Here is a 21,830-nt window from a genome sequence, read left to right on the forward strand (position 1 = left end):
GTGAGGAGGATGTGATGAAGAGAGTGTTGTGCCTCGTGCTTACCCTTTTCCTGCTCGCGGGAACGATCTTCGCCGGCGGGAAACAGGAAGGGGCGGCGGCCGGCAAGGTCACGCTCGACGTGCTCGCATACGGTGATGCGGCCAACGTGGAGGGACAGCAGTGGATCAGTATAGTGGAGGGATTCATGAGCGAGAATCCCGACATCGAGATCAAGTACGAGCTCCTCTACGACGAGGCGTATCACCAGAAACGGACGGCTCGTATCGCAGCCGGTGATGTGCCCGATCTCGCCTATCTGGGCGCCGATGCGAGGTGGGGAAAGGACTGGATGGAGGCGGGCCTTCTCGTGGATCACAGGAAGTGGCTCGATCCCGGGTACTATGACCTGAGCCTCATCCCGCCCATGGGGCCCAACGGCGAGGTATGGTACGTGCCGCTCGGCACCTCCAACATCACCACGGTCCTCTACATGAACCGTGCCCTGGTGGAGCAGCTCGGCTTCTCCGCACCCAAGACCTATGAGGATCTCGTCGCCATGGTGCCTACCGCCCGGGCGAAGGGCCTCAATGTGGTCGAGATCGCAGGGGCCGATGGATGGGTGTGGGGCTCCTGTCTCATGTCGGGGGTCGTGGGCAGGATCACCGGCGATCCCACCTGGGTGCAGAAGGCGGTGAAGGGCGAGAAGAAGTTCACCGATCCCGAGTTTGTCGCCTCTCTCGCGCTGCTGAAGAAGATGGTGGACGACGGGGTGATCTCCTCCAAGTGCCTGCTCGTGAACTACGGAACCGCCCTCTCCAACTTCAACAACCAGAAGGCGCTCTTCATGATCGACGGGCAGTGGAGAGCTGGTGGTATAGATCCTACCCTTGCCGAGAACGTAGAGCTCCTTCCGATTCCCAAGCTTCCTGGTGAGAAGCCCAATGTGGCCGGCTCCGCTGCAGCCGCCATCTCGGTGGGGTACGGTCTCACCAAGGCCGGGGCTGATGACCCTGCGAAGCGCGAGGCGGGACTCAGGTTCCTCCAGTACTTCAACAGCCCGATGTGGGTCGAGCAGCGACTCCGAGACGGTGCCATCGTGGCCCCCATTCTCAAGAACTTCCCGCTTCCGGATGACCTTCCCACCATCGTGAAGAGGAAGGTGGTCTTCGCCCAGGGCGTGAAGGTGATCACCGACGTGATCGACGCTCATCTCTCGGGTGCCGCCAATGACGCCCTCAACGCAGGGATGCAGAAGATCGTGGGCGGCCAGGCCACGGCGGAAGAGGTGGCTGCTCAGGTGGAAAAGCTCGCCAGACAGTAATACGATTCTCGGTAGAGGGAAAGTGTGCGTGTGGGGGAGGGATTCCCTCCCCCACACTTTCGCAGGAAAGGAGCGTGCGTCGATGACCGTTCGAGAACGAAGAGAACTGATGGGCTACTTTTCCCTGGTGGGGCCGGCCCTGCTCCTGTACACCCTCATTCTCGCCTATCCGGTGGTGTTCTCCCTCGGCTTGAGTTTCACGGACTACAATCCCAACGTCGAGGGTACGGGGAAGTTCGTGGGGGTGTCTCACTATCTGAGGATGGTCCGGGATCCCCTCTTCTGGCATGCCTTCAAGAACAATCTTATCGTAGTGGCGGTCTCGGTCTTCGGACAGATCCCCATAGGCTTCGTCCTCGCGTACATCCTCTATCGGAAGATGATACGCTCACCGAGATTCTTCCAGTCCGTGATCTTCCTCCCACAGTTTCTCTCCACGATCGTGGTGGGTATCCTCTGGAAACGCCTTTTCGAGGCGGATGGCCCGGTGGCGAGGCTCACTCAGTGGTTCACCCGAGATCCTTCGGCTCAGTTCGATTACATGTTGCGGCCGGAGACCGTGATGTATCCCATCGCCTTCGTGCTCCTGTGGATGTACACAGGGTTCTACATGGTGGTCTTCCTCGCCAATCTGCAGAAGCTCGACGCCCAGCTCATCGAGGCGGCGAAGATAGACGGGGCCACGGAGCCGCAGATCTTCGTGAAGATCATCATGCCCCTTCTGTCGGGGACCATCCTCGTCTCCTCCATACTCGCCATTGCAGGGTCGCTCAAGAGCTTCGATCTCATCTTTGCCATCACCGACAGGGGGCTCACCCGGCAGAATGCCCTGGTACTCTCGATCTACATGTATCAGGTGGGATTCCACAACTACGATGATCCCCTCCGCTTCGCCTACGGGGCGACGATCGCCAACAGCATCATCTTCATCAGCGTGGGACTCATCCTCCTCGCGAATTTCATATCGCGACAGTTCGCATCGAGAGGAGTGGAGTGATGACAGGAACCAACGGCACGCACATCGTGGAAGGTAAGAGATCGCTTCCCGAGCGGGTGCTCATCATAGTCTCGAGGGTGTTCGCCTACGTGTTCCTCGGGTCATGGGCCCTGGTGACGCTTCTCCCCCTGTTCTGGCTCTCGTATTCCTCGTTCAAGTCGAACGAGGAGCTCAACAGGGACATCTTTGCGTTTCCGTACGAGCTTTTTGATAATCTCGATGACGAGTATGTGGTGATACGGCCCAACCCGACCCTCAGGTATCCATATGATCCTAAGAAGGATACGCGTGAGCGGCTCATCATCGAGTCCACCTCGATCGCCCCCCAGCGGCGGATCCACGTGTTCTTCCTTCCCAAGGACGAGTTGCCCCCGCACATCGCCTCCCTCGAACCGGGGGACACCCTGCGGGTGAGGGACCTTCCTCCAAAGTTTCAGCGCCAGATCCACTGGAGGACGGTGTTCTTCAACTACATCTCGGCGATCTCCTACGGAAAGCTGGCCGGTAAGTTTGTCAACAGCGTGATCTATGCGGGCGTGTCCACGGTGCTCATCGTGCTCTTGAGCATCATGGTGGGGTTTGGTCTCAGCAAGTTCCCCTTTCGGAGGCTCTCACAGATCATCGGTGGGTACTTCGGCTTGGGGTACCTCCTGAGCATTCCCTCGATCATCATCCCGCTGTTCCTTCTCATGAGGAGCCTGCACCTGGTGGACACCAGGATCGGGGTGATCCTCGTCTACACCGCCTTTGGGCTCCCTCTCGGGGTGATGCTCTCCACCCAGTTCATCTCGGGGCTTCCATCGAGCCTGGTGGAGTCCGCTGCGATAGACGGGGCCTCGGTCTTCAGGACGTTCTGGAGCGTGATCCTCCCCATGTCCATGCCGGTGGCGGTGACCATCGCCATCATCAACGGGCTGGGGATATGGAACGAGTTCGTGCTCGTGCTGGTGCTCGCGAGCTCCGAGGCGACCAAGTCGCTGCCTGTGGCGGTGTATGCCTTTACCTCGCTCACGAGCACACAGCTCGGGTGGCAGCTCGCCGCCCTCGTGCTGGTGACCCTTCCGGTGGTGATCCTGTATCTCGCCTTCAACAAGCGGATCACGGAGGGGGTCGTGGCCGGGGCGATCAAGGGGTGATGTGGTATGGAAGAGAAGATCCTGAGACGGCTCGTCCATCGGCCGAGGCGTCTGGTGGTGAGAGGGGGTGTGCTGGAGGTGCCGGCCGGCGAGTGGACGGGGCTCGAGGGGGGGCGGTGCGGCCCGCCCCCTGCCGGGCCTGTCTCGTTCACCCGATCCTCCGGCCTTCCCCCTGAGGGGTTCCGGATCGCGGTGGGCGCGGGGGGAATCTCGATCGAGGCGGGGGGCGATCCAGGGGCCTTCCGTGCGGTCCAGACCCTGCGGCTCCTCGCCGATCGGGAGGAGGGTGGCACGGTACGGGTGCCGTTCGTGGAGCTGGAGGACTGGCCGGATCTTCCCAGAAGAGGGCTCATGATTGACGTAAGCAGGGACAAGGTGCCGCGGCTTTCCACCCTTTTCTGGATTGTCGATGTGTGCGCCTTGCTCGGCCTCAACGAGCTCCAGCTCTACACCGAACACACCTTTGCGTATCGGGGACACGAGCGGGTCTGGAAGGATGCGGGCGCCTATACCCCTGAGGATGTCTCGCGTATCGTCTCGTATGCGGCCGAGCGGGGTATCACGGTGATCCCCAATCAGAACTCCCTGGGCCACATGGAACGGTGGTTCGCCCACCCGGAGTACCGTATCCTGGCCGAGAAACCCGAGGGGTTCATGGATCCGTGGGGGGTGTGGCGGGGGATCCCCACCACCCTTTGCCCTGTGGACGAGCGGGTCTTCCCTTTCCTCGAGGATCTCTTCTCCCAGCTCTTCCCCCTTTTTCCCGCAGGGTTATGCAATGTAGGCGGAGATGAGCCTTTCGAGTTCGGGGTAGGAAGGAGTGCGGAGGAGGTGAAGAGAAAGGGTGCGGCGAGGGTGTACCTTTCGTACATGCTCAGACTCAAGGGCATAGTGGAGCGGTTCGGGAAGAGGATGCAGATGTGGGGGGACTTCGTGCTCTCTCACCCCGAGATACTGGGGGAGCTCCCCCGTGACGTGGAGGTGGCCGACTGGGGGTACGAGGCGGACTATCCCTTCGAGCGGAACGCTGTCCTGCTCGCAGAGGCGGGGATCCCCTTTTCCACGTGTGTGGGAACTTCCTGCTGGCTCTCCCTGGGGGGACGATGGCCGAATGCCCGGGAGAACATGAGGCGCGGGATTCGGGCTGCGGCCGCCCATGGTGGAAAGGGGGCGCTCCTCACTGAGTGGGGTGATCAGGGACACTTCCAGCAGTGGGTCACGATGCTCCTCCCCCTCGTTGCCTATGCCCTGGCCTCGTGGCACACCTCGGTGTTGGATGACGTGGAGGAGTGGGAGGATGAGACCACCCGGGTACTCTCCTCCCACGTGTACGGGGATCCCTCCGGGGCCCTCGCAGAGGCGCACCTCCTCCTCTCCTCCCTCCCTACCATCGAGAAGGCCCACTTTCACAACAGCTCGCCCTTCGCGGTGTTGCTCATCGACCACGTGTATCCCTACTACCGGAAGGAATATCCTCGGCTCGCCAGCATGAGCTTCGATGAGGACAGGGAGCAGATCGAGCGTGCCTCTTCACTCATCGCGGGGGTGGAAGGCGGGGGAATCCTGGGGGATGAGCTCGACTTCACCGCCAGGATGTTGGGGTTCGCGGTGGAATTCGCACGGCACTTCCTCGCCACTCCCGACTTTTCGGTGGTGGAGATACCGCGGGAGGTGCGAAGGAGCCTCGCGGAGCATCTCGACGCGCTTCTCTTCGAGTACGAGGTGCGATGGAAGCTGAGGAACAGGGAGGGGGGATTCGAGGACAGTGTGGGGAGGTTACGGGCGCTCAGAAGCGTGCTCATGCATTGATGTCCCATATGTGGCGGTACCATGGGCCTTCTACGGTGGTTCGCACTCCTCACGGGTGCCTCGGGTGGGAGGGCTGATCCCTCCTCCGGGTGAAGGTGCGGCATCGGTCCTGGCGACCTGTCCGAGGCTGTTCTGCAAGATGCGCTCTTCTTTTCGAATCGTGGGAGATCCGTTCCTCTCACCTGTGGTATGGTGAGATAGAGTAGTGATGTGATCTTACAAGACAAGGAGGCGGTATGCGACGAGTGTTCATCTCACACGCAGGGTATCCAAAAGAGGGGGCGAAGTACGTGGTGGTGGAGTCTGATGTGCCTGTGGAGGGGATGTTCCGGGTGGTGGATACGAGAGGAAAGGTGGTGTACGAGGGAAGGTTCGATCGCCCGGTGAAGGTGTCGGGGTGGAGGCGTGGGTGGTTCGCGAGGGGTGAGTTCTCCGAGGTGAGGGAGCCCGGTGAGTATGCGGTGTGTCTCGAGGATGGGATACGCTCGGAGTACTTTCCCATTGCCGAGGACTTCCCTTCGCTCTTCCTCGAGGATATCGTCTTCTACTTCAGAGGCCAACGGTGCTCGGGGGTGTACGACAGAAAGGATCGGTCGGTGCCTCTCTACGGTTCGGATCGGAAGGTGGACGTCCATGGGGGCTGGTACGATGCATCCGGTGATTTCAGCAAGTATCTCTCCCACCTTGCCTACACCAACTACATGTGTCCTCAGCACACAGGCCTTGTGGTATGGTCGTTTCTCCATGGCTATGAGCTCCTTAGCGCCAGGGGGTTTCCCCGTTTTAGCCTCGAGAGGGTGAAGGAGGAGGCCCTCTACGGGGCGGACTTCCTGGTGCGGATGCAGGATCCTGAGGGGTTCTTTTACCTTACTGTGTTTGACAGGTGGTCGCATGATCCTGAACAGCGAGAGGTGTGTAGCTACGAGACCCAACATGGTATAAAGACTGCCGACTACAAGGCGGGGTTCAGGATGGGGGCAGGGGCGGCGATCGCCGCTCTCGCTCGGGCCTCTCTCCTCGGGGAGGCGTCGGACTACTCACCTGAGGAATACCTTGCTGTTGCCGAACGGGGATTTTCACACCTGCTGGTTCATAACGCAGAGTATCTTCCTGATGGGAAGGAGAACATCATCGATGAGTACTGCGCTCTGCTTGCGGCGGTGGAGCTCTATCGAGCGACGGGTAAGGAGACGTACCGGAAGGCGGCCGAGGAGTTCTTCTCACGGCTCGAGGGACGGCTCACTCCGGAAGGAGTACTCATGGCGGACGAGGGGGGCCAGCGGTCGTTCTTTCATGCGGTGGAGGCGGGATTCCCGTATGTGAGTGTGCTCCGGATGAGAGAGGTTCTGAGGGAGGATGGAGTCCTGGTGGAGCGGGCTGAGGAGTTCATAAAGCGGGCCCTTGCCGCCGAACTGGCGCGAAGCCGAGAGGTGCCCAACCCGTTCGGCTATCCCCGTCAGTACGTGAAGCTTCCCGGCAAGGAGGGACGGGTGCAGTTCTTCGTCCCTCACGAGAACGAGAGCGGCTACTGGTGGCAGGGGGAGAACGCACGCCTGGCCTCCCTCGCGGCTGCGTCCTTCTGGGCTGTCGGCGAGGGGATGGGGGGCGGGGAACTCCGGACCTATGGCGAGGCGCCGATCTACTGGATACTGGGGCTCAATCCCTTCGACGTGTGCATGATGCAGGGGAAGGGGCGTCACAGTCCTCCCTATGAGCGAGGTTTCCCCAACGCGCCGGGAGGGATCTGCAATGGGATCACCTCCGGGGTGGACGATGAGGAGGATATCGCCTTCCTCCCCGAGCCGTACGCCTCGGACATGGCGCACCGGTGGCGGTGGGCGGAGCAGTGGATACCTCACGCGGCGTGGTTCTTCCTTGCCCTCTCGATATATGCACACTACGGAGGGTAAGGGGCGTCTGGGGTGTTCGGCTTGCAGGAGGGGAGGCTCCCGGCTATAGTTACAGCTATGGAGAAGATGTTGTTCGAGATTACCTCGCTGGGCACGCCAAAGATCCCTTCCCCCATCGGTCTCTCGACGGTGGTAGGTGATTCGATCGCCAACTATGTGGGCGATGAGGAGGGGATTCTCCACAGGATAGAGGTGCGGAAGGGCGAGCAGGTGGCGGCGGACGAGACCGTGGTGCTCGAGAAGGCGGGGCCTCGCGAGAGGCTCTACTTCGATCCCAAGCACGTGCACGCGGGGATCATCACCTGCGGGGGGCTCTGCCCGGGACTGAACGATGTGATCAGATCGATCGTCCGATGCCTGTGGCTCAGGTACGGGGTGAGGAGGATCTCAGGGATCCAGTTCGGCTATCGAGGGCTGCTCCCCGAGTACCAGTATCCGGTGATCCCGCTCGATCCCGAGGTGGTGGACGATATCCACAAGCTGGGGGGTACGATACTGGGTTCTTCCCGGGGCGGTGGGGAACGTACCGAGGAGCTGGTGGATGCCCTCGAGCAGCTCAACATCAACGTGCTCTTCACCATAGGTGGCGATGGGACGCAGCGGGGGGCCTTGAGGATGGCGAAGGAGATCGAGCGCCGGGGGCTCAAGATCGCGGTGGTGGGGGTGCCGAAGACCATCGACAACGACATCATGTACATCGACAAGTCGTTCGGGTTCGAGACCGCGGTGGCGCTCGCGGCCCAGGCGGTCTCGGCGGCGCACACCGAGGCGCACTCGGCCATCAATGGGATAGGTTTGGTGAAGGTGATGGGCAGGGAGTCGGGGTTCATCGCGGCGCACACGGCGCTCGCGGTGCACGAGGCGAACTTCGTGCTCATCCCCGAGGTGCCGTTCGACCTCGAGGGTGAGAACGGCCTGCTCGTCCACCTGGAACGGCGGCTCGCGAGGCGCAACCACGCGGTGATCATCGTCGCAGAGGGGGCGGGCCAGGACCTGATGGGCCCCTCCGAGGAACGGGACGAGTCAGGGAACGTGAAACTGCGGGACATCGGGGCGTTCCTGAAGGATCGCATAAAGGAGTACTTCGGCAGGCGTGGTATTCCCATCAACCTGCGGTACATCGATCCGAGCTACATGATCCGCAGCGCGCCGGCGTGTGCCTCGGACTCGGTGTACTGTTCCCGCCTGGGGACGAACGCGGTACATGCCGCCATGGCGGGCAAGACGCGGCTCGTGATCGGCCTGGTGAACAACCACTTCGTTCACCTCCCGATGGAGGTGGTGGTCTCCCAGAGGAAGAGGATCGATCCCGAGGGGAGTCTCTGGCGGGACGTGCTCGAGGCCACGCAGCAGCCCTTGCGGATGGAGAACGACTAGGGAGGGGCTATGGGGTGGCGAAGGATCGTGGTGGTGGGGGATCTGCATGGGCTCTACAGGGAGGCCGTCGGGCTGCTTTCGCATGCAGGGGTGGTGGCCGAGGGGGGGAGGTGGTGTGGGGAGGGGGTGTGCCTCGTGTTCCTGGGTGATGTGTGTGATCGGGGGTACGACTCTGCGTCACTCTACCGTGCGATCCAACGGTGGCAGGGGGAGGCGAGAGGGTACGAGTCCCGGGTGGTGTTCCTGGTGGGGAACCACGAGGCGCTCAACCTCGCGGGAATCTCGCCCTACATGACCCTCGAGGAGATGGAGGGGTACGTGAAAGGGGACGAGGATCCCCGGGTGGCGGTGCGGCGCGCGTTCGGGAAGGGGGGATGGGTGCGGGACTGGCTCGAGCAGCAGCACGTGGTGGTGAAGGTGGGGCCGTACGTCTTCGGCCACGGCGACGTGCCGGTGGGGTGGGAGGGGGTGTGGGTGGAGGAGGGGGATGCGTGGGTGATGGGGCAGGTGCGGGAGGTGGGGGAGGTGCGGGGGGTGGAGGAGCTCGGGGCGTGGCCGGGGCTGTTCGACGAGGCGCGGAGCGTGCTGTGGTGCAGGGATGCGCAGATGGGGGAGGAGGAGGCCTTCGTGGACCGGCTCGCCTCGTTCCTGGAGAGGAACGGTGGTGTGCGCTACATCTGCGGCCACACCCCTCAGCAAGACGGTCGTTTCTTCCTGGGGTATGAGGACCGGTACCTCTGTGTGGACACCGGGATGGTCTACTCCAGGCTCTATGGCGTGGGAGGCCTCTCCTACCTCCTCATCGAAGAAGGGAGGGGATGGGGGGTCTATCTCACCGATGAAGGGGAGGAGCGGGAGCTCGTCTTCGACGATACGTCGGTATGAGGTGGCGATACGGAACCCGATGCGCTATGATGATAGAAGTGGAACCGAAAGGAGCAGGAACATGAAACGGATCACAGCGGGATGTCTCCTCGTGGTGTGTGTGGCGCTTCCCTTTTTCGGGCAGGAGGCCGTGTCGGTGGTGGATGAGCCCGGGGTGGCCACTGTCCTCCTGCGGGAGTACGTGGCACACAAGCAGCTCGAGGCAGCCTCTCAGGTGGACGAGTTCGCCTCCTTCATGACGGGTCTGGTGCTCATCGGGGCAGGATCGAGTCTCTTCATCTGGCTCGACGACGTGACTTCCCTCATGGCTTCGGGCAATCCTTCGTGGTCGTACGGTACCACCTACACCGCCGCGTGGGTCCTCACAGGAGGGGGGATTGTGCTCACCACGGTGGGGCTCCACGGCCTCGCCGTGCCCCGGCCGGCTGTCGAGGCGGCCTACGCAGAGGTCCTCGAGGTCTCCGACCCGGCCACCAGGGATGTGCTCGCCTCCGGTGTGCTCAGGGACGTGGCCGAAGCCGCACGCCAGCGGAGAACCAGGCAGGGTACGTGGACCATCCTCACTCCGGTGGTGGCCCTCGGGACCCTCATAGGGGTGAACCTTGTCCAGGGCAAGGACTGGGGCGAGGGAGTGGACGGCTACTGGCTCACCGGTAGTCTCGGTGCGGTGGTGAGCGGCATCAGGATGCTCTCCACCCCCTCCTACGAGGAACGTCTTTACGAGCGCTATCTCCTCACCAGCACGTACGACATGCGGTCGGGGGCCGTTCCTGGTCCCTGAAAAGACGGGGCCGCCGGCCCACCCGGACGGCCCCTGTGCCGCGATTGAGGTACCGATCACGCATCCCTGTAGCAGAACCACCAGTCGTAGCCCTCGTACTTCTTGAGGCGATCCTTCGCCTCCTTCTGACTTGTGGGTGGAGGCACGATGACCTTGTCCCCGATGAGCTCATTGTTGGGCCAATTGGCGGGTACGGCGACCTTGAGCTTGTCTGAGAGCTGGAAGGCCCTGATGACCCGCACGACCTCATCGATATTCCTTCCCACCTCCGGGGGATAGTAGAGGACGAGGCGCACCGTACCCTCGGGATCGATGAGGAACACGGCCCTCACGGTATTGCTCCCGGCCCCGGGGTGGAGCATGCCGAGTCGCTGCGCCACCCTCCCCTGGCCGTCGGCGATGATGGGGAAGGGGATCTGGACGCCCAATTTCTCCTCTATCCACTCCACCCACTTGATGTGGCTGAAGACCTGATCGATGGAGAGGCCCACGAGCTCGGCGTTGAGCTCCTTGAACTGGTCGTAGCGCTTGGCGAACGCCACGAACTCGGTGGTGCACACCGGCGTGAAATCCGCCGGATGACTGAAGAGGACCACCCACTTCCCCTTGTAATCGGAGGGGAGACGCTTCGGCCCGTGGGTGGTCTGGACCTCCATCTCCGGAAACGCCTCACCGATCAAAGGGAATCGTCCTGTTTCCTGTTGATACATCGTTTCCTCCATCATATATAGTTTTGCTATTAAAATACGAGGAGAGCATACCTCATCCCTTGATTTGTGTCAAGTGTTATTTTGTGTTTGATACAACTACTGAATGCTTCCTTTCAGAGGGGGAACTCGATCGAGACCTTCCATCCTCCCCAGTCCGGCGAAGAGGAGAACTCGATGGTGCCCTTGAGCTGACTCCTGACGAGGGACTCCATGATGGTGAACCCGAACCTCCGAGGCGTTCCCTCCGGCACACCGGGGCCCGAGTCCTCGTACCTGAAGTATCCACGGCCGCTTTCTTCGAGGAGTTCCACCCGGATGTGTCCCTTTTCCGTCTTGCCGAAGGCATGTGTGAGGGAGTTGAGGAGACATTCGGTGAGGATGAGGGCGAGAGGGACGGCTTTTCCCGGGGGAAGTTGGAGAGGGGAGAGTTTGAGATGCCGCTGGATGAGATGGGGAGTGGTGTGTCCGATCTGGACGATGGTATCGACCACGTCTCTGAGGTAGTGGGAGAGATCCACACGCGCGAGGAGTTCCTCCTGATAGAGACGGTTGTAGAGGAGGGCGAGCGCACGGACCCTGGTCTCTATATCGGAGAGCAGTTTTCTATCTGCTTCACAGTGCGCGTCGGCCCCCTTGAGTGAGAGGAGGGAGACGATGAGCTGAAGGGTATTCTTTGTTCGATGATGCACTTCCTTGAGGAGGGTGTTCCGTTCCTGGAGTCGTTCCTGGAGTTCTGCCTCCGACTGTTTGAGTCGAGTGATGTCCACGGCGAGCCCGTACAAGGAAGGGGTGCCGTTCTGATCTTCGACGGGAAGGAGTTGCAGGAGATACCAGCGGAGGTCGTTCGAGCGGTAGAGGATGGAGGTCGGCCTACCCGCGGGATACTCCTGTCCGAGTTCCCGTATCAGCGATTCCCGGAACGAGGGATGAACCCCTTCCAGCCAGGTTTCGAAGGGCAGGGCGGAGGTCTCCTCCGGAGCGAGGATGTGGACTCGTCGCGTGAGGGGGTCTATCCTCAGAAAGCCTCCCCCGAGGGCTGCGGCGGCGAGAAATCGCTTCACCTCCAGTTCCCTCGTGAGGGCTCGCGCATAGTCCCTCAGTTGCAGGGAGAGCCTCCTCGCCCGCAGGAGCATCTCGATCCGTGCGTGGAGTTCGACAGGGAGGAGAGGGACTCTGATGAGCTCATCGACGGTCTTCCAGAGGTGTCTCGTGAGCACGTCGGCCGAGGGATGTGTGGTGACGAAGAGCACCGGGAAGAAGAGCGGGGCCTGATCTTCCTTCCAGTCGAAGATTTGCTTCTGAAGGGATTCCAGCATGGGGCCGTCCACGATGAGCAGGTCGGTGGGGTCGCGCACCTCCGGGTACTCCCGTACCGTGTAGTTCCTCTCCCTGAGAAAGGAAGAGATCATCGCACGGTCGTTCCTGTTATGGAGGGCGAGGAGGATGTACTCTCCGGTCACCGCTCATCCTCCTTTAAGAAGAAGGGCCGTCCATTCGAGGAGCTGGGCCCGGGATATCGGTTTCGAGAATATCGCGTGCACTCCCTTCTCCCGACACAGGTGTTCGATCGATGGACTGGGTCTCGGAAGGAATACCATCACCTTCGTGCCCGCTCTCACGTAGGACTCGAGGGCGCTGCAGAGACCGGGAGCAGGCGAGATGGTATCGTAGATGAGGAGTGCCGGCAGGTCGTTCCCATCCCCGGGGAGGTTCGTTCGCCTTTCCACCCTGTAGCCTGCCGCTTCGAGTGTTCGTGCCAGGAGCTCTGTGTTCTTGCTGTGCCCTCCCACTACCATTATGTAGATGTCGTCGTGCATGAAGAAGCCTTAGCTCTGTTCTTCTTCCACTATGGTCGGGATACCCCGGAGGATCCCCTCTATCCCGGTGAGCGGTTCTCCTATGCGGATGCCGGAGGAGGTGATAGCGAACTCCCGGAGGGTCGCCTCGAACGGTCCGGTGCGCTTCTTGAGGATTCCGATGACTTTGCGGATGGTACTCTTCCTCTCGAGATACTTGAGGAAGATGATGGTGTCCGCCAGGTAGCTGGTGTGCTCGCTCGAAATGGCGAACTCGCCCATCACCTGACTCGTCTCATCGACAAGGATGACCGAATGGCCGTGCCTTTGCAGATGCTTTGCCAGAGAATGGAGGGAAGGAAGGAGTGGACCTTCGCCCACTGCGAGAGAGTATCCCCTTATGCTGTCAATCACCACGAGGTCTGTATTTCTCTCCTTGAGATCATCGAGGATTTTGTTAACCAGGGCCTCGGCACTGTGAGCGAGGGGTTCTATCTTTTCGAGATAGAATGATGTATTGAGACCTTCCATCGGTATGCCCACCGACCGTGCCCTGTGGAGGATCATGGCGGTCTCCTCCTCGAAGGTGTAGTAGAGGGCGCGCATGCCCGCCTGAGCCCATGAGCGAGCTGTCTGAAGGGCCAGGGTGGTCTTACCCACACCGGAAGGTCCGGAGATGAGTGTGATGGTCCCTGTTTCGAGCCCGCCGCCGAGGAGAGAGTCGAGTCCTGGGATGCCCAACGAGATGGTCCTGAACTCGAACTCCTTGAGGTCTTCCTCTCTCCTCAGGGAGAGAGATGGATAGATCCTTATCCCTCTTTCGGTGAGTTCATATCGATGATCGCCTGGTATGAACCCGGAACCCCTGAGTTTTTTTACTCTGAGTGCGTACCTCCCTTCTTTCTCGCGGGCAAGTTCGATGACTCCATCGGCGAGAAATTGGAGGTCGTCGTCGGGGTTGGTGGGGGAGCTTTCCGAGGTGAAGAGAATCGTGGCTCCTTCGTCTTTGAGATAGCGGATGAACGAGAGAATCTGTTTCCAGAACTGATAGGGTTCTGAAGCGAGAAAGCGGAACTGGGTGACCGGATCGAGGAAAACCCGCCTGGGACGAATTTCCTTAAGGGTGGTGATGAGTTGCTCAGTGAGAAGATCCCGTTCCACTTCCGAGGCACTGAAGATATCGTAGGTCTCCTGTTTGAGGAAGAATTCCTGGGTGGGGCTGATATCCAGGATGGGGATCCCGTCGATCGGAAGCCCCAGGGCGCTGTAGTGACTCCGGAGTTGTGCTTCCGGTTCCTCCATGGAGATGAAGAGGACCGGTTGTCCCTGCTTCACCCCCTCGGCGAGGAAGTGCATCCCCAGGGTCGTTTTCCCGACTCCCGGGCCTCCACGCACCAGATATGCCTTTCGTTCAGGATATCCACCTTCGAGAATGTGGTCGAGCCCGGAAATTCCTGAAGAAAGACGCCCCTCTGACATTGTATATTCCTCACGCGTCTCTTTTTGAGTGTACTCTCTCATGTTCCATCTGTCAATGATAAGAGCCTTTTGCGCTGTACTGCTTTTTTTAGTAAGCCAACGGGAATCCTGGGCAACAACGCGCTGTAATGCCTGCTTAGGGTGTCAACGTTACCGTATTCTCATCCGGAATAGTGCTCACAACGGTACAATATGCACGATGGTTTGCTCGCGTTCACTCCACCACGGCGGTTCTGTATCCGAACTGGACACACCTTCCCTCAGGATTCCTCAAGGGAACGTGGATACGGGGGATCGGTTTCGGTAAGACCGCTCGTTAGGCCGCAGGCCTGACCAGGGAGCGCATCTGGTTCGGCTGGTTCTCTCGCACTCGTCCCAGGGCAAGGGCACTCATGACAGAAAACACCAGCGTAAGGTGAACCGACAGTTTCTCCTGCCCCCGGATCGTGTGGAGTTCCAGGCTAAAGCTTCGATCCAGCCGGCTGTGGATCCGCTCCAAGGCCGTTCGCTTGGCATACTCCCGCTTCCACCGATACGAAGACCGGGCGAGAGGCGTGAAGACTCTGCGGTCCGTGGAGAGGGGGATCCGAATACAGGAGGCCAGAGGACAGGAGGCTTTGCCTGCACACTCATACCCATAGTGCACCGCAGGACAGCCGTACTTCAACGTGCCCCGCTTCTCTTCAAATCCCCGGTAGGCCATCTCCCGCTGCGTCCCCGTGGCCATACAGACACAACTCACCGTCCCTTGGTAGTCATACACCACATTTCTTGTCCCCGGGACCAGCCTGGTCTGTTCTCCATCTTTCCACAGGTTGCGAATATCGATGACCGGTTTGATCCGGTGCTCGTGCCACAACAGATCTATCAACGTGCCATCATCATAGCCCCGGTCGGCCGTGAACACTTCCGCCGCCTTGAGTATATGCGGCCTATGGCGATCCAGGGACCGAATCAGCTTTCGCATCACCGGCACCTCGTGCTTTGAGGCCCGACTCACCGTAAAGGCCACCGGCAGTTCATACGCTGTATCCGCAAGGAGGTGCACCGTAAACCCGAACCATTTCTTTACCGACTTCTGCACCTCCCCCCGTTCATTCTGATACACATACTCATGACACCCCCAGTCCGCATCGTGCTCCCCTCGCCGGTCTCCGGCACCCTTCCCCCTTCGACGGGCAACGCTTGCTATCCCCTTCCCATCGGCTCCCAGCCGCCGCCCAAATCCAGGCAGCTCCCGGTAGCACTGATCCACCAGGCTGGTAAACACCCTTACCAGTGCTTCCCGGATACTCCGCTTCCTCAAGGTGGAAAGAAACCGGCTGTACGCGCTGGCACTGGGTACCGCATCGCTTCCCCGGGTAGGATCACATCCACACAGGTCCCTCAGTTGCCCGTTCCGCAAGAGCTCCCGGCGTAGCTGCTCGATGCTCGGGTGCTGAAACACTATCCCCGCAACGAGCGAGTTCCACATCGCCCGTACCGGATATTCATTCCGGCCTCTCCCCCGCCTCTGTTCCAGCTGCTGCATCAGTTCCTCATCCGGCAGGTTCTCCAACACCAGCCGAAGCCGATGTAAATCCCCCAATGCTTCTACATCGTGCCAGCAAAAAAGTGATTTCTGTGCTATACTTGCCATGGGCCCCTCCGTCGGTTTTCTGCTACCATGATTCTATCATGGAAAAACCCGGGGGCCCTCTTTTTTGGGGTCAATTTTTCAACTCCGACCTCGTTTTCCCCTTCTATCGCACCTGTGGACCGCTTTTTTGGGGTAAAATAAATCCCCACCCGCTTGTAATTTCTTTACCTATCGTTGCGTGAAAACAGCGCAAAAGGCTCGAAATAAGAGCGGCATACCTGTGCAGAAGGAATTTGCTTGTTCCACTGGATGCATGGTATACTTTCAGAAAGAGGGGAGGTATGGCTCGTTTCACGGTAGGTCTCTTTCTCGACTGGCTCAGTTCACCCTATCACGTGAACGTGGTGAAAGGGGTTGCTGAGGGGTGTAGGACGAGGGGATGGGATCTCGTATGTGTGGTGTGTGGACGTATCGGGTCCCGAAATCCTCTTGAGTGGAGCCGGAACATCTTTCTCCAGTTCCTGGACTCACCCCGATTCGACGCCTTCCTCTTTCTCACGCCGTCGCTCATCTCGTGGGAGGGGGACGCCCACCTACAGGAACTGGTGTCGGGTCTTTCCAGGCCTGCGGTGAGCCTTGGCGCACCGCTCGGGACCATGCCCTATGTGGCCTTCGACAACCGAGAGGGGTTCTCCGTCCTCCTCCGGCACCTGTTCCGCGACCACGGGTATAGGCGCGTCGCCTTCCTCCGTGGGCCACTCGAGAATCCGGAGATGGAGATCCGGTACCGTCTCTTCATGGAGGAAGCGAAGGGGGTGGGAATCCCCCCGTCCGATGTCTGGATCTTCCCCACCTCGCTCGTGATGGAGGACGGAGTGGGAGCGGCGAGGAGTCTGCTCGAGGAGCGGGAGCGCAGGAACCGCTTTCCCGTCGATGTGATCGTGGGGAGCAACGACCTCGTGGCTCTGGGGGCGCTCAGCGCGCTCTGGGAGGCGGGGGTGAAGGTGCCGGGTGAGCTCGCAGTCACGGGCTATGACGATCTCGCCCCTTCCCGATTCGTGGGGCTCACCTCGGTGCGGCAGCCTCCGGAGCTCCTCGGCAGGGAGGGGTGCGAGCTCCTCCACCTCCTCTGCGAGAGGGGTGAGGCCCGTTCCCGGATCATCCCCACAGGTATGGTGATGCGGGACTCGTGCGGGTGCAGATGGCGGGAGGATGTCGCGGAACAGGGATATCGGTCTTCTTACCTGGAGGAAGTGGTGGAGATGGGGGTGGTGAGCTATGCGTACGAGAAGGCGAAGTCCCTCGAAGAGGAGATCATCTCCTCCACCAGCATCCCCCAGATACACGAGAAGCTGGGGACGCACCTCCCCGAACTCGGAATAGCGTGCTGTGCCGTCGCCACGTATGATGCCCCTTCCGACCCCCTGAAGGGGGCCTCCCTTCGTTTCTTTTCCGTGGATGCGAGAAGGCGGGAATATGCGGCGGGCGAGAGGGATGTCGACCCCCGGCTCCTGCTCCCCGGCGAGGAATGGGACACATTACCCCACCCCTTCGTCGGTGTGCTCCACGCTCTCTTCAAGGGGGAGGAGCACATCGGGTACATGCTCTTCGACTTCTCCTGGGAAAACGTGCACGTGTACGAGGGCATACGACACGGAGTGAGCGTGGGCTATGCCGTGGCCCGACTCGTGCGGGAACTCTCGCAGAAGACGAGGATCCTCGAGATGAAGAGCGAGGCCCTCGCCCGGTCCAACGAACCCCTCAACCGTGAGATCGGCAGGAGGAGGCAGGTGGAGGAGGAACTGAGGAAACGTGAGCACTATTTCCGGGAGATGGCGCTTTTCCTCCCCGTCCTCATTTGGGAACTCGATGAAGAGGGGATGGTGAGCTTCGCGAATCACACGGCCCGGAGGCTCATCCATAAGAAGGAGCTCGAGTCGCCGCTTCCTTTCCTCACGCTCGTGGAGGATCTCGATCAGGAGCACGTAGAGGAGTTTCTCGAACGGATAAAGGCGGAGAGGGAGATCTCCTCCACCCAGTTCAGAATCGCCACTCCCGAAGGGGTAGTGTATCATGTGCTCGCTCAGGGCGGTCCGATCGTGCGTGAGGGACGGTGCGGGGGGGTGAGGGTGGTGGGACTGGAGGTGGAACCGTTCCTCTCCTCGATCATCATGCCCGAAGAGGTTTTCTTCTCGCACTACCACTTCACCCCCAGGGAAAAGGAGGTGCTCCTCCTCTACATACAGGGCTACAGCCGGAAGGAGATCGCGAAGCGTCTGGGGATCTCCGAGAATACGGTGAAGGTGCACCTCAGTTCCATCTACAACGAGGTGGGGGTGAGCAACAGGGAGGATTTCTTCAAGGTGCTCAAGGAATACCAGGTGACGCAGGTGGGGTATCACTCCTTCTTGTTCTCGGTACTCTCATCGCTCATAAAGGGAGATGACGGGGTCCGGGAGCTTTCTACCTAGGAAATGCTTGACCTCGTGTGTGCACATCCGTCACAATACACGCATGCGGTATTCTCAGCTCTTCCCGCACACCCTCAGGACCCTCCCGAGAGAACACGAGGGGACACCGTACGGACTCCTCGTGAAGGGAGGCTACGTGAGGGGGCTGGGGCAAGGGCTCTACTCCTTCCTCCCCCTGGGGCTTCGGGTTTTCTACAAGCTCAAACGCCTCATCGCCGGTGAGATGAAGCGCCTCGGCGGCCAGGAGGTGCTCGTGCCTCTCGTGAACCCGATGGAGCTCTGGGAGCGTTCGGGGAGGGATCTCCTGGTGGGGGGGGACCTCGTGAAGTTTTCCGACAGGGCGGGACGCCAGATGGTGATCTCTCCCACCCACGAGGAGGCCATGGTCGAGCTCCTCCGCCAGAGCATGCGATCGTACAGGATGCTCCCGGTGTTTCTCTACCAGTTCCAGACCAAGTATCGCGACGAGGAGCGCGTGAGGATCGGTCTCCTGAGATCCCGGGAGTTCATCATGAAGGACGGCTATTCCTTCCACAGGACGTACGCGGATCTCAACAACTTCTTCCCCAAGGTGTTTCACGCGTACGAGCGGGTGTTCCGAACCTGTAACGTCCCCTATATCGTGGCCGAAGCAGGGGTGGGGTACATGGGGGGGGAACGATCGTACGAGTTCCTCGTCCCCTCGGAGAGGGGAGACAACGTGGTGATCCGGTGCCCTTCGTGCGGATATACGGCAAACCAGGATATCGCGATCGGGATAAAGCCCCTCAGGACCCAGATCCCACTTCCCATGGAGGAGGTGGAGACACCCGGGTGCGTATCCATGGACGACCTGGTGGTGCATCTCTCCGTCCCGAAGAGCGGTCTCGCAAAGACCATGGCCTATCGCACGGGAAAGGGCCTCGTCCTCGCCGTGGTGCGGGGGGACTACGAGGTGAGTACCGAGAAGCTCTCCCAGGTGCTCGGAACCCCTGTCTTCGGCCTCGCCTCTTCCAGCGAACTGCGGGAGACGGGGCTCGTTCCTGGTTACCTCTCGCCCCTCGATCGCAGGGACGGGATCGTGGTGGTGGTCGATACCGCGGTGGCGGACTCCTCGAACCTGGTGATAGGAGCGGGGCGTGAGGATCATCACTACATGAATGCGAACTTCGGAAGGGATTTCGAAGGGGATCTCGTGGCGGACATCGCAAAGGTGTGGGCGGGTCACAGGTGCTACTACTGCGGTACCCCCATGCAGGAGGAACGCGCCGTGGAGATAGGACACATTTTCAAGCTGGGGGACTTCTACTCGCAGCGCATGGGGCTCTCGTTCTTCGACGAGAGGGGGCGGGAGATCCACCCCTACATGGGTTCGTACGGTATAGGGATGGGACGGCTCATCTCCATGATCGTGGAGACGAACAGCGATGAGCACGGTATCGTGTGGCCTCCACAGGTGGCCCCCTTCATGGTTTTTCTCATGTCGATCGGTAATTCGCTCTCGATGAAGCGAAAACTCGAGGCCCTTGCGGAGGCCCTGGGGGATCGGGCCCTCCTGGACGACCGGCACCTCTCCCCCGGCCGGAAGTTCCTCGATGCAGACCTCCTGGGGATCCCGTACCGTATCCTCCTCACCCAGGAGCTCCTCGAAGAGGGGAAGGTGGAGGTGAAAGAACGGACCACCGGCAAGGTGTGGAAGCTGGCCTATCAGCGGGTGGAGGATTTCGTGCACTACCTGGAGGAGCAGTATGGCCCGGTTTGAGCTCACCCCGGAGATCATCGACCTGATCGTCTACGGCATGGAGAACCAGGAGCGGGCGCTCTGTTTCGATACGGAGAGCTGCACCCTCTGCCCCGTGGAGGGGAAGGAAGACGGTGAGGACCGTTACGTGGATCTTCCCTCATGGGGACCGGTACAGGGGTATCGCCTCATGGAGAGTTTCGTGGCCTCGCTCAGGAACCGGGTGGTGAAGGAACGCCTGAGGCGTATCCTCTCTTCCCGGGAGAAGGTATTCCGCAGGTTCAAGGATGCCCTCAAGGAATTCCCGCTCGTGGAGAAGCGTTGGTTCGCGTTCAAGGATCGATGGATGCGCCGCGAAGTGGTCCAGTGGTACAATGCCTTGAGACAGTCCTGGGGCCTCTCCTCTCTCCCCCTGGAGATGGAGGACGACCTGGAGATCGAGGGGCTCCTGGAGGGTGAGTTCTCCTTCTTCGATCTGAAGGGGGATGGTCTTTCCCCCACCGTGACCCCTCTCGTGGACGGCGCGTGGGCGGAGCTTTTCCCGGGGAAGAGAGGGGTGATTGGAGCGAGGATGAAGGAAGGGATGTCTGCTCTCGAGGGTGAGGACCGATACCTCGTGTGTCTCACGCCCTCCGATGAGATCGCAGGACTCTGCTGGTACAAGGTAGCGGGAGACTCCCTGCACCACCTGCTGCTCCTCCACGTTTTCCCAGAGTTCCAGGGGCTGGGACTCGAGAAGGCCTTATGGCGGAGGTGGTGGGAAGGGGTGGAGCGCAGAGGCGGGACTGCCCTCGTGGAGCTTCCCGGAAAGGCGAAGGAACTCGAGGACGAGGTGAAGATGGCGGGATTTCAAGTCATGAGCACGACCTATCTCTTCATCCCTGAGGAGGATCGCTCGCCCTGAGGGCCTCCGCCTCCGTGTGGAGTTCCTCGAGTCGTTCCATGATCTTGTCAACGACCCACTGCTTCTTGTCCGCGAGATGGGGCGCCGTCTCACGAACTGATGAGCGGAATTGCTGCGCATCCTCCGGTGGGGATACGAGGGTCACCACCTTGTCCTCCACCACCAGATCGTCCTCCATCCGTTCGTCGTCGGGATTGATCCTGAGGATGTTCCCTGCGATCCCCACGAAGGAGACGAGATCGAAGCTTCTCAGATAGGAATCGATCTCCTTCACCCCCCGTTTGGTCTCGGGTTTGCCCGGTCGATACCGGGTGCCTGCGGGGAATACGAGGGTGATGTAGCCGGAATGCTTGCGTCGTATGAGTTCGTGCATCGCCGCCCTGTTGATGGCCCTGCTCTTGAGGAGTTCCTGTGACATCTTCACCGGATCGAGCCTGGAGAGACTGCGGGAGGGATAGATGACGATGCGGGAGTAGGCCTCGGTGAAGGCCTTCACCAGGGGATTCGCCTCGTTGAGCTTGAGGCCGGCGATCGCGACGATGGCGTCGGCGACCTGCCTGCCTCGCTCTCCCCCTTGTTTCTCGAGGAGGTACACGAGAACGGGAAGGTCGAAGTTGCTGTAGTGCTCCACCAGGAGGAGACACGATTTCCCCTTTCGAGCTTCCTCGTGGAGTGCGTAGAGGTGTTCCAGGCCTTCGATCCTGCTTCCGGGGAGGAGGAGTTCCTCTATGATCCTGTGGATGTAGGGCCTGATCTCGAGGTTGGCGGGCTGCCACACGGTCTCGGGTGTGATCGTCTGTGGATGACGGGTCTTGTCGAGCATCTCCTCGATGAGATGGGCGTATACCTTGGAAATGGGGCCTTTCATGGCGTGGTTCGCTCCTCTTCGATATCGTTTCCAGCACCATAGTATACAGATTCGGTTGCGGGCTGAGAAGGGAGGGGGCGAAAGCATTTGCAAAAATACTATATTTA

The 21,830-nt window shown here is 60.4% G+C and carries 17 protein-coding genes; 11 read left to right on the top strand and 6 right to left on the bottom strand.

Features of this window, described 5'->3' with window-relative positions; genetic code table 11:
* Positions 1–14: 14 nt before the first annotated feature.
* From SPITH_RS01225 to SPITH_RS01260, 8 genes are all read left to right on the top strand, one after another.
* Positions 15–1,301, top strand: coding sequence for an ABC transporter substrate-binding protein (locus tag SPITH_RS01225; RefSeq protein WP_014623929.1), 1,287 nt, complete (start codon positions 15–17; stop codon positions 1,299–1,301).
* Positions 1,302–1,383: 82 nt separating this feature from the next.
* Positions 1,384–2,298, top strand: coding sequence for a carbohydrate ABC transporter permease (locus tag SPITH_RS01230; RefSeq protein WP_014623930.1), 915 nt, complete (start codon positions 1,384–1,386; stop codon positions 2,296–2,298).
* Positions 2,298–3,434, top strand: a complete 1,137-nt coding sequence (locus tag SPITH_RS01235; protein WP_014623931.1) for a carbohydrate ABC transporter permease — start codon at positions 2,298–2,300, stop codon at positions 3,432–3,434. The genes SPITH_RS01230 and SPITH_RS01235 overlap by 1 nt, the downstream gene beginning before the upstream one ends.
* Positions 3,435–3,440: 6 nt before the next feature.
* A complete protein-coding gene (locus SPITH_RS01240) occupies positions 3,441–5,243 on the top strand; it encodes a family 20 glycosylhydrolase (protein WP_014623932.1) in 1,803 nt (600 codons plus the stop codon).
* Positions 5,244–5,479: 236 nt separating this feature from the next.
* On the top strand, positions 5,480–7,153 hold the full coding sequence (locus SPITH_RS01245) for a glycoside hydrolase family 9 protein (RefSeq protein ID WP_014623933.1): 1,674 nt from the start codon (positions 5,480–5,482) through the stop codon (positions 7,151–7,153).
* A 66-nt stretch (positions 7,154–7,219) separates the two neighbouring features.
* Positions 7,220–8,530: an ATP-dependent 6-phosphofructokinase gene (locus SPITH_RS01250; protein WP_014623934.1), complete on the top strand. Its 1,311-nt coding sequence runs from the start codon at positions 7,220–7,222 to the stop codon at positions 8,528–8,530.
* A 9-nt stretch (positions 8,531–8,539) separates the two neighbouring features.
* Positions 8,540–9,415: a metallophosphoesterase gene (locus SPITH_RS01255; protein WP_014623935.1), complete on the top strand. Its 876-nt coding sequence runs from the start codon at positions 8,540–8,542 to the stop codon at positions 9,413–9,415.
* 61 nt (positions 9,416–9,476) lie between these two features.
* Entirely contained in the window at positions 9,477–10,196 is a 720-nt protein-coding gene (locus SPITH_RS01260) for a hypothetical protein (RefSeq protein WP_014623936.1), read from the top strand.
* Positions 10,197–10,252: 56 nt separating this feature from the next.
* On the opposite strand, the gene SPITH_RS01265 is transcribed toward SPITH_RS01260, so the two are convergent.
* The 5 genes from SPITH_RS01265 to SPITH_RS01285 all read right to left on the bottom strand — a co-directional run bounded on the left by SPITH_RS01265 (position 10,253) and on the right by SPITH_RS01285 (position 15,820).
* A complete protein-coding gene (locus SPITH_RS01265; RefSeq protein WP_014623937.1) occupies positions 10,253–10,906 on the bottom strand; it encodes a peroxiredoxin in 654 nt (217 codons plus the stop codon).
* A gap of 113 nt (positions 10,907–11,019) precedes the next feature.
* A complete protein-coding gene (locus tag SPITH_RS01270) occupies positions 11,020–12,366 on the bottom strand; it encodes a sensor histidine kinase (RefSeq protein WP_014623938.1) in 1,347 nt (448 codons plus the stop codon).
* Between the two features lie 3 nt (positions 12,367–12,369).
* Entirely contained in the window at positions 12,370–12,723 is a 354-nt protein-coding gene (locus tag SPITH_RS01275) for an ANTAR domain-containing protein (RefSeq protein WP_014623939.1), read from the bottom strand.
* A 9-nt stretch (positions 12,724–12,732) separates the two neighbouring features.
* Positions 12,733–14,181, bottom strand: a complete 1,449-nt coding sequence (locus SPITH_RS01280; RefSeq protein ID WP_014623940.1) for an ATPase domain-containing protein — start codon at positions 14,179–14,181, stop codon at positions 12,733–12,735.
* Between the two features lie 316 nt (positions 14,182–14,497).
* Positions 14,498–15,820, bottom strand: coding sequence for a transposase (locus SPITH_RS01285; RefSeq protein WP_014623941.1), 1,323 nt, complete (start codon positions 15,818–15,820; stop codon positions 14,498–14,500).
* Between the two features lie 281 nt (positions 15,821–16,101).
* Here SPITH_RS01285 and SPITH_RS01290 point away from each other — a divergent pair, with 281 nt between their 5' ends.
* From SPITH_RS01290 to SPITH_RS01300, 3 genes are read left to right on the top strand one after another with little or no spacing between them, the layout of a single operon-like run.
* Positions 16,102–18,231, top strand: a complete 2,130-nt coding sequence (locus tag SPITH_RS01290; protein ID WP_014623942.1) for a substrate-binding domain-containing protein — start codon at positions 16,102–16,104, stop codon at positions 18,229–18,231.
* Positions 18,232–18,274: 43 nt separating this feature from the next.
* Positions 18,275–19,972: a proline--tRNA ligase gene (locus SPITH_RS01295; RefSeq protein WP_014623943.1), complete on the top strand. Its 1,698-nt coding sequence runs from the start codon at positions 18,275–18,277 to the stop codon at positions 19,970–19,972.
* On the top strand, positions 19,959–20,855 hold the full coding sequence (locus tag SPITH_RS01300; protein WP_014623944.1) for a UPF0158 family protein: 897 nt from the start codon (positions 19,959–19,961) through the stop codon (positions 20,853–20,855). The genes SPITH_RS01295 and SPITH_RS01300 overlap by 14 nt, the downstream gene beginning before the upstream one ends.
* On the opposite strand, the gene SPITH_RS01305 is transcribed toward SPITH_RS01300, so the two are convergent.
* On the bottom strand, positions 20,827–21,723 hold the full coding sequence (locus tag SPITH_RS01305; protein ID WP_014623945.1) for a 1-acyl-sn-glycerol-3-phosphate acyltransferase: 897 nt from the start codon (positions 21,721–21,723) through the stop codon (positions 20,827–20,829). The genes SPITH_RS01300 and SPITH_RS01305 overlap by 29 nt on opposite strands.
* Positions 21,724–21,830: the final 107 nt, after the last annotated feature.

Origin of the sequence: Spirochaeta thermophila DSM 6578 (assembly GCF_000184345.1) — a bacterium.
In the GTDB taxonomy this organism is placed as follows: Bacteria; Spirochaetota; Spirochaetia; order Winmispirales; family Winmispiraceae; genus Winmispira; species Winmispira thermophila.